At 70.5% G+C, this 14,169-nt stretch carries 11 protein-coding genes and 1 pseudogene; 4 read left to right on the top strand and 8 right to left on the bottom strand.

What is annotated here, in order from left to right:
- Positions 1 to 235 precede the first annotated feature (235 nt).
- The 3 genes and pseudogenes from HDR73_RS12615 to HDR73_RS12605 form a co-directional block, all read right to left on the bottom strand.
- Positions 236 to 622 (bottom strand): annotated as a pseudogene (locus tag HDR73_RS12615) (carbohydrate ABC transporter permease); the annotation flags it as partial.
- Between the two features lie 335 nt (positions 623 to 957).
- Positions 958 to 1,920 (bottom strand): carbohydrate ABC transporter permease, encoded by a 963-nt coding sequence (locus tag HDR73_RS12610; protein WP_041464551.1) that lies wholly within the window; start codon positions 1,918 to 1,920, stop codon positions 958 to 960.
- Between the two features lie 84 nt (positions 1,921 to 2,004).
- Positions 2,005 to 3,366 (bottom strand): ABC transporter substrate-binding protein, encoded by a 1,362-nt coding sequence (locus HDR73_RS12605; RefSeq protein ID WP_106408640.1) that lies wholly within the window; start codon positions 3,364 to 3,366, stop codon positions 2,005 to 2,007.
- Positions 3,367 to 3,513: 147 nt separating this feature from the next.
- Here HDR73_RS12605 and HDR73_RS12600 point away from each other — a divergent pair, with 147 nt between their 5' ends.
- Positions 3,514 to 5,124: a glycoside hydrolase family 43 protein gene (locus HDR73_RS12600; RefSeq protein ID WP_041464962.1), complete on the top strand. Its 1,611-nt coding sequence runs from the start codon at positions 3,514 to 3,516 to the stop codon at positions 5,122 to 5,124.
- A 21-nt stretch (positions 5,125 to 5,145) separates the two neighbouring features.
- On the opposite strand, the gene HDR73_RS12595 is transcribed toward HDR73_RS12600, so the two are convergent.
- From HDR73_RS12595 to HDR73_RS12575, 5 genes are all read right to left on the bottom strand, one after another.
- Positions 5,146 to 6,141: a LacI family DNA-binding transcriptional regulator gene (locus HDR73_RS12595; protein WP_287136458.1), complete on the bottom strand. Its 996-nt coding sequence runs from the start codon at positions 6,139 to 6,141 to the stop codon at positions 5,146 to 5,148.
- 1,245 nt (positions 6,142 to 7,386) lie between these two features.
- Positions 7,387 to 8,274, bottom strand: a complete 888-nt coding sequence (locus HDR73_RS12590) for an alpha/beta hydrolase family protein (RefSeq protein ID WP_012299049.1) — start codon at positions 8,272 to 8,274, stop codon at positions 7,387 to 7,389.
- A 764-nt stretch (positions 8,275 to 9,038) separates the two neighbouring features.
- Positions 9,039 to 9,509 carry an NUDIX hydrolase gene (locus tag HDR73_RS12585; RefSeq protein WP_012299047.1) on the bottom strand — a complete coding sequence of 157 codons (471 nt, stop codon included), beginning with the start codon at positions 9,507 to 9,509 and terminating at the stop codon, positions 9,039 to 9,041.
- Positions 9,506 to 11,593 carry a S9 family peptidase gene (locus HDR73_RS12580; RefSeq protein WP_041464549.1) on the bottom strand — a complete coding sequence of 696 codons (2,088 nt, stop codon included), beginning with the start codon at positions 11,591 to 11,593 and terminating at the stop codon, positions 9,506 to 9,508. Before HDR73_RS12580 ends, HDR73_RS12585 begins: the two co-directional genes overlap by 4 nt.
- Positions 11,594 to 11,632: 39 nt before the next feature.
- A complete protein-coding gene (locus HDR73_RS12575) occupies positions 11,633 to 12,412 on the bottom strand; it encodes an SDR family oxidoreductase (protein ID WP_012299045.1) in 780 nt (259 codons plus the stop codon).
- A gap of 175 nt (positions 12,413 to 12,587) precedes the next feature.
- Here HDR73_RS12575 and HDR73_RS12570 point away from each other — a divergent pair, with 175 nt between their 5' ends.
- From HDR73_RS12570 to HDR73_RS12560, 3 genes are read left to right on the top strand one after another with little or no spacing between them, the layout of a single operon-like run.
- Positions 12,588 to 12,905 carry a hypothetical protein gene (locus HDR73_RS12570; RefSeq protein ID WP_012299044.1) on the top strand — a complete coding sequence of 106 codons (318 nt, stop codon included), beginning with the start codon at positions 12,588 to 12,590 and terminating at the stop codon, positions 12,903 to 12,905.
- Complete coding sequence (locus HDR73_RS12565) at positions 12,902 to 13,690, top strand: glycerophosphodiester phosphodiesterase family protein (RefSeq protein WP_012299043.1); 789 nt, start codon at positions 12,902 to 12,904, stop codon at positions 13,688 to 13,690. Before HDR73_RS12570 ends, HDR73_RS12565 begins: the two co-directional genes overlap by 4 nt.
- 60 nt (positions 13,691 to 13,750) lie before the next feature.
- The gene (locus HDR73_RS12560) at positions 13,751 to 14,116 is read left to right on the top strand and encodes an RNA polymerase-binding protein RbpA (protein ID WP_041464548.1); all 366 of its coding nucleotides are present in this window, start codon (positions 13,751 to 13,753) and stop codon (positions 14,114 to 14,116) included.
- Positions 14,117 to 14,169 lie beyond the last annotated feature (53 nt).

Raw genomic sequence — 14,169 nt, 5'->3', positions numbered from 1 at the left:
CATGGGGTGGCGAGACGCGTCGGCTGCACGGACGGAGCTGAGCAGTCGGGCTCAGCCTTTGAGCCCGCCGGCGAGCAGGTCGGCTCGCCAGAAGCGCTGCAGGACGAGCACGAGGACGATCAGCGGGATCACGGAGACAGCGGAGCCGATGATCACCAGCGGGTAGGAGGGAGGTGTCGCCGGCGCCCTTGGAGAGGAATGTGTACAGCCCCAGCGTCAGGGGGTACTTGTCCTGGTCCGACAGCATGATGAACGGCAGCAGGAAGTTGTTCCAGATGCCGACGAACTGCAGCAGGAACACGGTCACGAGGCCCTGGGCCATCATCGGCAGCGCGATGAGGCCGAAGATGCGCACCTCGCCTGCGCCGTCGAGGCGGGCCGCCTCGAGGGTGTCCTCGGGCACGGCCGCGGTGGCGAAGACGCGGCAGAGGAAGATCCCGAACGGGTTGATCAGCACCGGCAGGAGCACGGACCAGTGCGTGCCGGCCAGCCCGATCGCGGCCATCAGCAGGTACTGCGGGACGGCGAGGACGATGCCCGGGACGAGCACCCCGGCGAGCACGACGGAGAAGAGGGCTTCCCTTCCGCGGAACCGGAACTTGGACAGCGCGTACCCGGCCATGGCGGAGATCAGGGTCGAGAGGACCGCGCCGACTCCGGCGTAGAGGAGGCTATTGAGGGACCAGAGCCAGAACTGCCCGCCGCCGTAGGAGCTGAGGTTCGCGAAGTTGTCGAGCAGCCCGGTGCCGGGGGCGAACGAGAACGAGGTGAAGAGCTCGCTCGGCGACTTGGAGGATGCGATCACGACCCAGGCGACGGGAATGAGGCAGTAGAGCGCACCCAGGATGAGGACCGTCGCGGCCAGGCGCGGCCGCTTCGCCCTCGTCCGGCGTACTCGCGGCTGGCGGTCGCCGGTACGGACGACGGCGGTGGCAGACGTAGGGAGCGTGGTGGTCATCAGGCGTCTCCGAAGGTCCGGCGTTGGAAGAAGCGGAGCACGAGCAAGGAGAAGGCCAGGATCGCGGCGGCGAGGATCACCGATGCGGCTGCCGCGGCGCCCAGGTTGTCATTGGTGAACGCGTCCTGGTAGATCTTCATCAGCGGCACCCAGGTGCTGGAGATGCGGGGCGTGAACGGCCGGAGCGTCTGCGGTTCGCTGTAGAGCTGCAGCGTCCCGATGACGGAGAACAGGCCGGTGAGCACGAGCGCGGGCGCCACGAGCGGCACCTTGATGCGCAGCGCGACCTGCACCTCGGATGCGCCGTCGATGCGGGCCGCCTCGTAGATCTCGGTCGGGATCGCCCGGAGGGACGTGTAGATGATGATCATGTTGAAGCCGACGCCGGACCACAGCGCGATGTTCGCGAGCGAGAAGTAGAGCGTCGGGGTTCCGAAGAAGTCCAATGCCCCACCGCCGAGCGCGCGGGAGATGTCGCTGAGGGGGCTGGTGCTGGGGAGGTAGAGGAACCCCCAGAGCAGGCTCGCGATCACGCCGGGGACGGCGAAGGGCAGGAAGATCGCGGTGCGGGCGAAGCTCTGGAACCGCACGCGGGGCGTGTCGAGCAGCAGCGCGAACAGCAGCGCCAGGCCCAGCACGCTCGGGATGGAGATGGCCCCGTACATCAGGACCCTGCCGAGTCCGGCGACGAACTCGGTGTCCGTGAGGGCGGTGACGTAGTTCTCCACGCCGATGAAGGTCTCCTCGCGGCGCCCGAAGGCACCGCCGGCGCTGACGCGGAAGCCACGGAAGCTGAGGTAGATCGCGTAGATGATCGGGATGACGAGGAACGCGGTGAAGAGGATGATCGCCGGGCTGGCGAACATCCACGGCGTGAGCGCGCCTCGGCGTGCCGGGCGGCGACGGGACCGCCCTGATGTGGGGCGTTCCGGTGCCGCGATGGCGGTGGGGGGAGATGACATCAGTGTCCAGACTCGAGTGCCGACGGTATCGGTGATGATGCGGGAGGGGCAGCCGCCGCTTGGGCGGCGGCTGCCCCCGGGGCGCTACTTCTCGACGGAGTAGCCGGTCTTCTCGAGGTCGGCGACGACCGCGTCCTGGGTGGCGGTGTAGACGTCGCGGAACGACGTGCCCTTCAGGGCGGCGGCGTTCATGGCGTCGTTGAAGACGGTCTGCGCGACGTTGACGTTCGGACCCCAGGTGACGGGGATGGTGGTGTCCTCGATGACCTGGTCGGCGATCTGGTAGAAGTCCGCCTGGTCGGGCATGAGCGCCGGCGGGGCGCTCTTGGCTGTGGCTTCACGGCCGCCGTTTCCGCCGGGGTACAGGTCGAGGCTCAGCAGGAGCTTCGAGCCCTCGTCGGAGGTGGACAGCCAGGTCGCGAACTTCGCGGCGGCCTCGGCGTCGGAGGACTTCTCCGGTACCAGGTAGGCGGATCCTCCGACGAACGGGACGGATGCGTCCCCCTCGGTCCACTGGGGGAGAGGCGCGGACTCCCACTTGCCCGCCGTGTCGGGAGCGACGGCGTTGATGACGCTGGGCACCCAGGACGCTGCGGCCCAGGAGAGGACCTTGCCGTCGTTGATCTCCGCGTTCCACTCCGGGGTGACGAGGGCCTCGACCTTGACGAGGTCGCGCTCGACGAGGTCCTGCCAGAAGTCGGCGGTCGCGAGCGACTCCTCACTGTCGATGCCGACTTTCCAGGTGTCGCCGTCGTTGGTCCACCACTCGGCGCCGGCCTGGGCGGCCTGCGCGGCGAAGAACTGGAACTCGCCCGGGTCGAAGCTGGAGATGTAGACCGTCGGATCGGCCGTGTGGATCTTCTCGGCGGCGTCGGCGTACTCGGCCCATGTGGTGGGGACCTCCACGCCGTACTGCTCGAAGAGGTCCTTGCGGTACGTGAACATGGCCGGGCCGATGTCCTGCGGGACCCCGTAGACGCGATCGTCGAACGTGGTGAGGTCCCAGATGTTGTCCGCGACATCGTCCTTCGCGTCGGCGACGTCGTCGGTGATGTCCTTCACGACACCGGCGACGACGAGCGACGGCAGGGCCCGGTACTCGACCTGGACGATGTCGGGGGTCTCGTCGGCGCGGTCCGCGGCGAGCAGCTTCGAGGAGGTGTCGGCGGTGCCGCCGACCTCGGAGAGCTTGACGGTCACGTCGGGGTTGAGCTCGTTGTAGCGGTCGACGATGGCCTGTGCCTTGGGGTCGTTGCCCTTGACGGAGTAGGTCCAGAAGTCCAGGGTCACCGGGCCGTCGGCCGAGGTGTCGCCATCCCCGCCGCCAGCGGAGCAGGCGGAGAGCGAGAGGGCGAGGGCTCCGGCCGTGGCGAGGGCCATGACCAGGGGGCGGCGTCGACGGGCCTCCGGGGCCGATCGGCGTGCGGGGTGGCGCGGTGCTGACATGTCACATCTCCTTCGACGTGTTCGGGGCGAGGGGATGCTCGGCCTCCGGGTGCGTGCTCCCATGGTGATGAAAACGTTGCCATACTGTCAAGTGTTCACGTTGTCATCGTTATGAAGACGCCGATCATCATCGCTTGGAGTCCCACCTTGAGCACCTTCCGGAACCCCGTCCTCACGGGGCTGAACCCCGACCCGTCCGTGTGCGCCGTGGGCGAGGAGTTCTTCCTCGTCACCTCCTCGTTCGCGTACTGGCCCGCGATCCCCGTGCACCGCAGCCGGGACCTGGTGAACTGGGAGCCGATCGGGCACGTCCTCGACCGGCCCGAACAGATCGACCTCTCGGGCCTGGACATGTCCGATGGCATCTGGGCGCCCACCATCCGGCACCACGACGGCGTGTTCTACGTCGTGTCGACCGTCGCCCGTGAGCGGCGGGGCAGCATGAACTTCGTCACGACGGCCAGGAACGCGGCAGGGCCCTGGTCGCAGCCGGTGATACTGGACGCCGAGGGCATCGACCCGTCGCTGTTCTTCGACGATGACGGACGCTGCTGGTTCTCCGCCTGCCGAGATGCTGAGGATCCCGACCGGCGCGGTCCCGCAGAGCTGTACCTGCAAGAGCTCGACCTCGAGAGTCTGCAGCTGATCGGGCCCCTGCACGTGCTCTGGAACGGAGCCATCGCCGGTGCGTGGGCAGAAGCGCCGCACATCTACAAGCACGACGGTGTCTACCACCTCATCGCCGCTGAGGGTGGGACGGAACGGAACCACGCGGTGACGGCCGCCCGATCCGAGACGATCACCGGCCCCTACCGGACCGACCCGCGTAGCCCGCTCCTCACGCACCGGCACCTCGGTCGGCATGCGCCCATCCAGGACGTCGGGCATGCCGACGTGGTGGAGACCCCGACGGGTGAGACGTGGGCTCTCGTCCTCGGCACGCGCCCCGTCGACGGTGCACACACCCTGGGGCGCGAGGTGTTCCTCGTGCCCGCCGAGTGGACGGATGCAGGTCTCCTCCTGGCACCGGGGCACGGGCGGGTCGCTGAGGTCGAGCGGCGGCCGACCGACGCGCTCGGTGACGAGCGGGTACCCGGCATCTCCGAGCCCGAACCGGAGCGGGAGTGCTTCTCGGACGCCGACCTTCCGCAGGGGTGGCGGACCCTCCGGGGACCTCTCCAGCATCACGCCCATGACACGGGCGATGGGCTATCCCTGACCGTGTCACCTGCCGAGCTCTCGGGCAGCGGCACACCGTCCTTCGTTGCCCGCAGGCAGGAGCATCAGTGCTTCGAAGCCCGGACGAGCGTGTCCTTCCGCCAGCGGGCATCATCGGAGCAGGCGGGGCTGGTGGTGTTCCACGACGAGCGCCACTTCGCCACGCTCGCCGTGACGCTGGATGCGGACGGGAAGCGGATCGTCCGGTTCGAGCGCGCTGGTACCTCGGGTACCAGCGGCGAGATCGCGCTCGAGCATGACGGCGAGGCGACCCTCCGGGTGGTCGGGGATCTCGACGCGTACTCGTTCTCGTACTGGAACGGACGTGAGAGCGAGTGGCTGACGATCGGCATGGTGCCTCGCGCCTGGTTCAGCACCGAGCACGCCGGCGGATTCGTGGGCGTGCATGTGGGCTTGCACGCGACAGGCACCCGGCCGGAGACGGTCGATGCAGCTCACTTCCCCTGGTTCGAGTACGTGCCTCTCACAGACCGGGCGACCGCACTGACGCTCCGCCCCGTCATCGCCGCCGGGCAGTGAGCAGGACCTGTTCGCGACAGCTCAGCTGCGCCGCGGTGCGGCGGTGCTCTTCCGCACCACGAGCGTCGGCGGTATCTGCCGACGGACTGGCTCCTGTCCGGACATCGTCGACAGCAGCGTCTCCATCGCGGTGCTGCCCAGCGTCTCGAAGTCCTGACGCACGGTCGTGAGAGCCGGGATGAAGTGGTCCGCGCCGGCGATGTCGTCGAACCCGACGAGCGAGACATCATCGGGAACCGACAGTCCGAGCTCCGCGAGAGCGGCCAGTGCGCCCAACGCCATGAGGTCGTTGCCGGCGAAGATCGCCGTCGGCAGGCCGTCCGGGCTCCGCGCGAGATCCGAGGTGAGGCTGTAACCGCTGGCCGCGGTGAAGTCACCCTGCAGCAGCTCCTGCGGCAGGTCGGGGGACGACGACAGCTCATCGCGCCAACCCTGCACGCGTGCGGTCGCGTCGAAGGTCGCGGCGTTCCCGGCGAGGTGGACGATCCGCTCATGGCCGAGGTCTCGGAGATGACGGACAGCCAACCGGGCACCCAGCTCCTGGTCGAGTTCCACGAAGCCCACTCGGGGATTGGGGACGCTGCCGGACATCACGACGCTCATGGGGACGTCGGTCACGACATCGGAGAGGGCGTCGACGGCCACCTGGCGGGCGGCGATCACGGCGACGCCCTCCACGGACTGGTCCGTCAGGCGCCGCACCATCTCGGCGAGGTCGGAGGCGGCGCTGCCCTGCCAGCTCGCGAGGTTGATCTCGTACCCGGCAGCTCGTGCAGTGGTCTCGATGCCGAGCAGCACGCGGGGGAGTTCGTACAGACCGGAACCGGCCATGACGACGCCGATGGTCGATGACCTCTTGGACTTCAGCGCCCGGGCCACGGTGTTGCGTCGGTAACCGAGCTGCGCGATGGCGGCCTCGACACGAGCGCGGGTCTCCGGGCGCACGGACGGGTGGCCGTTGAGCACCCGGCTGACCGTGACGTGTGAGACACCGGCGATCTGTGCCACATCCACCATTCCCGGTGCTCGACCCATGCGACGAACTCCTACCTTGGACATGTACCCGCTCTGCGCCTATCGTCCCACAGCTCTTGCTCTTCGAGAGCGCTCCTGGAGGAGGTAGTAGATGAGTGGACCTATGCCTGAAAGCACCGGATCCCCGCGCGTTGCCCAGGTTCAGGCGCCTCGGGCACGGGCTGAGAGCGCCGTGCGCTTTCGCGCGGGAAACGCGTAATCAACATCTCATCAAGAGGTCTTCTACCGGCGATACGTTATATTGGCCAGTGGGCAGGACGCCGCTTTCGGTTTGTGGCGCGACGCTATTCTTGGCTACGCGAACATCTTCAATGGACATCCTGCTCCGCTTCGCGACGCTCTGCTTGAAAGGGTTTCTCCCTCACAACAACGTGTGGTTGTCCCATATCCACGACCGATAGCTTTCTCGCCGCGGTCCAGCAGGCTCAGCGGGCACAGCACGGGACTGGCAGCCTCGGTGCCTGCCGTGGTCATCTGGCGACGGCGTGGGTGAGCAGCACTCCTGGAGCCGACGAGACGTCGACCGCCATCCGGAGATCAGTGCAGATCCCTATTTGGGCGACTCCTCCCTCGCCGTGATCATCGATCTTCGTGCGACTGGCGGAGCTGGCGGGCGCTCGTCCGCGTCCCGGACGGTCCCATGCCCCGCGAGCCCTCGCCGTCCAACTGCGCGTCGCCCCTGCCATACCGTCGAGCGGCATGACCGGCGATCTCCGCGGCCGCCGTCCGATGCCGACATCAGCGACTCAAGGAGCTTCAGGGGCACGAACGACATGCACACCAGCAGGAGGCCCACGAGGGTGCTCACGGCGGCGTGAGCACCGCGTCGACTTGAGAGCGAGGGCGCCCCCGGACGCGCCCGACGCCGCGGGAGCGAGGTGGACGATCCGAGGACGCGGGCCCCGACCTCAGCCCAGTCGACGATGACGAGCGTGGCCGCGACGCCGCGATCATGAGGATTCAGGTGCCTGCGACCCGCGAGGCACTGGGGTCCTGGGGTCCTGGGGTCCTGGGGTCCTGGGGTCCTGCGCTCTATTCGGCACACGGTGCTCGGGACGCGAGTCGAGGGCGACGGAGTCGTTGGCCGTCGGCGGGGCCGCAGGAATGGATGGGCGGAGGGCGAGCGGCGTCGTGCGGGCTGGTCATGGTCGTCGACATACGACGACGACGACGGCCGGTCGAGCCGGCCGCCGTCGTGTCAGCGTGATGCGGGGAGCAGAGCGTCCGTCAGCGGGTGCTGATGGAGGCGCTGAGGCTCGGGCGCTGCGGGGACGGGAAGGTGAACTTCGCGTAGCGCTCGTCGTTGTCCACGAACGTCTTGAGGAATGCGACGGACGCGCTCAGGATGTCCGTGTTCTTGTGCTGCGGAGCTTCGTGGGTCGCCCCCGCCAGCTCCAGGTACTGCCGAGGCGTGGTCTTCGGCAGGGTGTCGTAGTAGCTCTTGCCGAAGGTGGCGGGGATCGCCAGGTCGTCCTTCTGGCCGGTGATGATGAGCGTCGGCGTGGTGATGCCGGCGGCCTCGGGCAGGGCGTTGGTGCTCAGGTCGTCGCTCGCGTAGTAGGGCGCGAAGGCGAGGACGGCCTTGAGCTCGGGGTGCGTGGTCGCGAGCTTCAGCGCGCCGCCGCCGCCCATGGAGTACCCAGCCACCGCGATACGGGACGGGTCGAGGCGGCCCTTGAGGACCGGGGCCTTCTTGAGGTAATCGATGGCGGCGCCGATCTGCGTCGCGCGGGAGTTCGGGAAGTCCGCCGGGTCGAGTGTGTCCATGTTGAACACGATGAAGCCCTGCGACGCGAGGGCCGGGCCGTACCAACCGACGCTGCCCTTGAGGCCGGTGAAGCCAGGGGCGAGCACGACCGCGCCCACGGTCTTGCCCTGCGTGTTGGTGGGGTAGAAGATCGTGCCGCCGCCGAAGCCCGTGACGTCCGTCGGCAGGACACGCGTCTTGTGCGCCTTTTCCGGACCGGTCATCGACGAGATGCTGGCCAACGTGGGGTCGCCGTTACGGGCGTAGCTCGCGGTCGCGGCCTGGGCGGTCGACTGAACACCGAGCGTCGCGAGCATGGCGACGGCCGCGACCGCGGTGAAGCGGCGGCGTGTGATGAAGTTGGGCATGGTGGGCCTTCCGAGTGGAGTTGCGTGGGGGATGGGGCCGCCGGAGTCCAGGGGAGTTCAGCACAGGGGTGAGAGTCGCCCCGGGGGGGACGGGGAGTGTCTGTGGCGGACGCGGCGGGCTCGAGGACACACGGTATGCGGGCAGGCGCTGGGGTGGACGGTGGTTATCCACAGGTCCGCCGAGAAGTCAACTCGACGCGCGGCCCGGGAGCCGTCTGATGAGGTGCACGAGCGGCTCGTGCTGCAGGGACTGGCGGATCTGATCCGCGAGCAGGGCCGCTTGGTGCGGCGCCGCGTGCCGGCAGCGCCTCGCACGCCACGCGGCTGTCCTCGCGTTGGCGTGATCGGCGGCGCGTACGTGACATGAGGAGCGCCTCGACCGCCGGTCCGCCGCCGCCCCTGCGTCACCTCTGCTCCCACCTGGACGGGACGCATCGCTCGGGTGGGCGTGGTGGGACACGGCGCGGCCTCGTGGACGGGGGGCGGGGCGCGAGCAGCTCGCGACCGACTCCAACGACCTCCAGGCCGTCGACGGGCCGACCAACGAGGCGGAAGTCCGACCAGGGCCGCGCAACGTGGCTCCTGAGCTCGAGGGGTTGCCGTCCAGGCCGCTCTCCGGCATGAGGTGCGCCAGTCGCAACGCGACCGGAGCACCTCATGCGGTGGTGCGCGGCCACCGAGAACGATCCGCATGCGTCGCACATGACATAATATGCATTATCGGCTGTTCATCGACAGCCCGAGAGGGGCGTCCCGGAGCCGCCTCACGTGCTGCGGGACAGCACCTCACGCGCGACATCCACCATCTCGGCCGGCTCGATCGGATCCTCCGTCGTGGCGAGCTCGTCGAGCGTGAACCAGCGGTGGGCGTGGATGTCGTCGAACTCGTCCGGCATCCAGTTGTCCGACACGGGTGCGAACGCGTCGGCGCGCACCAGGTAGAACGTCGAGTGCCCGGTGTCGAGGTCGCCGTCGATCCGCTGCCGCGCGTAGTCGTGCTCCCAGACGGGCTCGCCGACGGAGTCGACCCGGAGGCCGGTCTCCTCGAACAACTCGCGTCGCACCGCCTGGGCGGGCGACTCCCCCGGGTCGATCCCGCCGCCGGGCGTCAGCCAGCGCGGCGGCAGGTCCACGTTCGTCGAGTAGTTCGTGAGGAACAGCAGGAGCCGGTCGCGCTCGTCGACCAGCAGGATCCGCGCGGTGTGCCGGACGTGGCGGACCACCCCGTCGCTCATCGCGCGCCGCCGCCGACGGGCAGGTGCCGTGCCCACCACTCGAGGATCGCCTCGAAGCGCTGCACGCGGTGCCGCGGACGCCCGGACCGGCTGAGCTCGTGGTCCTCGCCCGGGAAGACGAGCATCTCGGTCTCGACGCCCGCGCGCACGAGCGCCAGGTGGTACCGCTCGGCCTGCGACAGCGGGCAGCGCAGGTCGTCCTCGGAGTGGACGACGAACGTCGGCGTCCGCACCTGGTGCACGAACGCCTGCGGGCTCTGCGCGCGCCGCGTCTCCTCGTCGTGGCCCGTGTACTCCTCGCCGAAGAACGTGCCGATGTCGGACGTGCCCGTGAACAGCTCCGGGTCGAGGAATCCACGCTCGACGATCGCGCCCTGGAAGCGGTGCTCGTGCGCGATGGTCCAGGCCGTGAGGTATCCGCCGTAGGAGCCGCCCATGATGCCGGCGCGGGATCCGTCGATGGAGTGGTACACGGCGATCGCGCCGTCGAGGAAGTCGAGCACGTCGTGCATGTCGACCGTGCCCATGCGCTCCTTGATGACGCGGCCGTGCGCCTGGCCGTACCCGGCGGCGCCGCGCGGGTTGCACAGGAGCACCGCGTATCCGGCGTCGGCGTAGACCTGCGCCTCGTCGAACAGGTGCACGCCGTAGGCCGCGTACGGCCCGCCGTGGATCACGAGAAGCACCGGGTGCGGTCCCTCCCCCTCGGGCAGCACGACCCAGCCGTGCACCGGGTAGCCGTCCCGTCCCTCGACCACGAGCTCGTGCAGCGGTCGGATCCCCGTCTCGCGCAGCGGCGCGGAGAAGTCGGTGAGCGGGACGAGGGCGGATCCGGCGTCGGGAGCCCGATCCGTGCGGACCAGCGCGAGGTCCCCGTGCGTGCGCGGATCGGTCAGGGCGATCACGACGGCCCCTCCCCCGACGCCGACCCCGGCGACCTCCACCTGGTCGTCGACGAGCGCCTCGACGGCGCCGTCCGCGGTGACGCGCAGCAGCTGCACCGTGCCGCGCGATCCGTTGAGCACGAGCACCGCGTCACGGTCCTCGACCGTGATGCCGCTGCCGCCGAGGTCGACGGTCTCGGCGTCGGTCAGGACGCGCGGCGCGGCATCGACCTCGTCGAGCACGTAGAGCGCGGTGTTGCGGGCAACGAAGTCGACGCCCGTCTCCCCCAGGTCCTGCGCCAGCAGGTAGGTCCGGCCGCCCTCGACGGAGGCGACCTCGGCGATGCCGAGCCCGGCCTCGTGGGACACGACGGTACGGACCTCCGGCAGTCCGGCCGACGCGTCACCGACAGCGGGGACCGCGACGGCATAGGCGCCGGAGAGCAGGTCGTCGTCGCGGCCCTCGTGGCGGGAGGCGACGAACAGCACCTCGGATCCATCGGAGGAGAAGCGCGGCGCGTCGTGGTCGACGGGCTCGTCGGTGAGGCGCACGACGGGCGGCACGCCCGCGCGCTCGGCGGCCGACGGTGCCGCGTCCGCGCCGTCGCCCCGCACGGCCGGATCCGAGGCGTCCGGGTACCCGGACGGGACGGCGGCCACGAAGGGCTCGGCGTCGAGGTCAGGCAGGTCGACGAGGGAGAGCTGTGTGTGGCGGTCGGTCGACCAGCCGAGGCCGTTCGCGAGGTACTTGGTGGTGGTGATCCGCCGGGCGGGCTCGGCCGCGGGCGACACGCCCTCCACGCTCCCGTACCGCCCGGGCTCTGCGACCCGCGACGCGAAGACGATGCGCGTGCCGTCGGGCGACCAGTCGAAGGCGCCGACCCCGAGCAGCTCGTCGGTCACAGCGACGGGCTCGCCGCCGGCCGCCCGCACGACGTGCAGCTGCGGCGGGCCCTGGGGCGCCGCGCGGAGGAACGCGATGACCGTGCCGTCCGGCGACAGCCGGGGCGCGGTGTCGCGGAAGCCGCGCGTGATGCGGCGCGGGGGCGCGGATCCGTCCGTCGCCACCTCCCACAGCTGCCCGGTGTACGCGTCGGCGTGCACCCGCGGCCGCGTCACCGAGACGACGGCGCGCAGGCCGTCAGGCGAGACGGAGGGGCGGGAGACGGAGGTGAGGAGGTCGAGATCCGTGGTCTTCATCGGATCGAGCCTAGCCCCGGGCCGTCGCCCGGCCCCAGCTCACTCGGGCTGGAAGCTGCCCGTGTCGCCCACCAGGCGCGTGTGGTCGGCGGGGATCGGGTCGACGACCGCGCGGGCGACCTCGGCCGCGAACTGCGAGACGTTGTAGAGGCCGCCCGAGGCCTCCTTGCGCTGCTGGATGGCCTCGGGGTTCATGCGTCCGAGGAGCGTCGCCGTGATGGTGCCCTCGATCATGTCGCCGGAGACCACGACGAAGCCGATGCCCCGCTCGTCGAGCTCGGGCAGCAGCTCGCGCAGGGCGTCCTCCCCCGCGCGCTTGCTGCGGGCGACGCCCTCGTACTCGGGCATGGTCGGCGTGGTGCGGATGAAGTGGGCCTGGTGGCTCGTGACGAACACGACGCGGCCGCCCTCGGACATGAGCGGCAGCGCGCTCCGCAGGACGTTCAGCTGCGCGTCGCGGTTGAGGGTCATGGCGTAGTCCTCCGCCATGCCGCTCTCCATGCCGCCGGACGCGTTGAGCACGAGCACGTCGAGGCCGCCGAGCTCGGTGCGGATCGTGTCCATGAGGCGGTCGACCGACTCCGGGTCGGTGAGGTCGGCACCCACGGCGATGGCCTTCGTGCCGCCCTCGACGAGCTTCGCGACGAGCTTCTCGGCGCGCGCGGCCTTGTTGCGGTAGTTGACGACGACGTCGGCGCCCGCCTCCGCGAGGTACGCGACCGTGTCGGCGCCGATGCCGCGGGACGAGCCGGTGACCAGCGCGCGGCGGCCGCGGAGCTCGTCGGGGGCGAAGGGGCGGATCTCGTCGACGGTGCTCACAGCGGTACTCCTCCAGGGGTGCGCGCCGGTGCGCGCGACGGGTCGTCCGGCGAGGGACGGGCGGGACGGGCCGCGCGGGCGGGACACCACGCTGACGGCCAGGAGAGCCTATCGCCCGCCGTCCGGGCGGTGGGCTAGGTTCGGGGCATCCGGCCCACGGAGCGAGGGAGCAGCGGTGACGGTCCTCCTCGACGACCATGCCTGGATCGTCTGGCTCGCGCTGATCGTCACGGCGGTCGTCGTCGAGATGCGGCGGCTCGACCTGAGGGCGCTCTGCGGTGGCGCCGCGGCGCTGGCGGCCCTGCTCTCCGGCCTCGTGGGCGCGCCGTGGTGGCTGCAGGCGCTGGTCGCCGTGGTCGTGGCGGCCGCCCTGCTCGGGGCCGCGCGTCCGGCCGTGCTCCGCGCCCTCCCGGTCGAGGATCCGCACGGGCGCGACGTGCCCGGATCGGGCGCCCCCTCGCCCGCGCCCGACGACGACGTCCGGTCCGCGTGACCCGCAGCGCCTGGTTCGACGGCGACGTGCCCCGCGTCCTCGCCCACCGCGGCTGGACCGGATCCGGCGCCGTGGAGAACACGCTCGACGCCTTCCGCGCGGCGTGGGCGCTCGGCGTCACGCATCTGGAGACCGACGTGCACGTCACCGCCGACGACGTGTGCGTTCTCTGGCACGACGCCGACCTCCGCCGCCTCACCGGCCGCCCCGGCCGCGTCCGGGACGTGACGCTGGCCGACATGCGCGCGATCGACCTCGGATCCGGGGCTCGGGTGGCGACGCTCGCGGAGCTGCTCGAGGCCCTGCCCGATGCGCGGATCAACATCGACGTGAAGGGCCGGCACGCCCCGGCCGCCGCAGCCCGGACGATACGCGACGCCCACGCCGTCGACCGCGTGCTCGTCACGTCGTTCTCGGGATCCCGGCGGCGACGAGCGCTCGCCCTCCTCCCCGGCGCGGCGACGTCCGCCGACGCGGGTCGCCTCGTCCTCGCCGTGCTCGCCGCCCGGCTCGGGATCGGGCCGCTCACGCGCCTCGCCCTCCGCGGCGTCGACGCCGTGCAGATGCCCTGTCGGGTGATCGGGATCCGCACCGTCTCCCCCACGCTGGTCGCCCGGCTCGGGCGCGCCGTCCGCGAGGTGCAAGTCTGGACGGTCGACGACCCGGACGAGATGGTCCGCCTGGTCAGCGCGGGGATCCACGGCATCGTGACGGACCGCCCCGACCTCGCTCTCGCGGCCCTCGGGCGCAGGGACTGGGATTCGCCTGGGAACCGGGTGTCCTGAGAGAGGATCCTCACAGCCGCACGGTTTACAACGGGGAGTGCATGGCGAGAGGAGACCACCATGGCAGATCGCAGCTTGCGCGGGATGCGGCTCGGGTCCACGAGCCTGCAGAGCGAGGAGGGCGTCAGCTTCTCCCCCCGGCAGAGGAAGACGTACCGCACGACGGACGGCACCACGTTCGAGGTGGTGTTCTCGGCAGACGCCGAGGTGCCCGAGGTGTGGGAGTCGCCGAAGAGCGGCTTGGAGGGACGCCTGCTCGACGCCGACGGCGCACCCGTCGCCCACGACGAGGTCGAGGCGAAGGTCCCCCGGAGCCACTGGGACATGCTGCTCGAGCGCCGGACGCGCGCCGAGCTGGAGGAGCTCCTCGAGGAGCGCCTCGCCACTCTCCGCGCGCGGCGCGGTCAGCACCGCATCGGCGCCTGACCGGACCCCTCCGCTCGCGAAGGACATCTGAGCACCCCTCGGCACCGCCGAGG

Source organism: Clavibacter sp., assembly GCF_014802555.1.
GTDB classification, from domain to species: domain Bacteria; phylum Actinomycetota; class Actinomycetes; order Actinomycetales; family Microbacteriaceae; genus Clavibacter; species Clavibacter sepedonicus.
The sequence above is the reverse complement of the archived record's forward strand: the minus strand, read 5'-3'. Positions and strand labels throughout refer to the sequence as shown.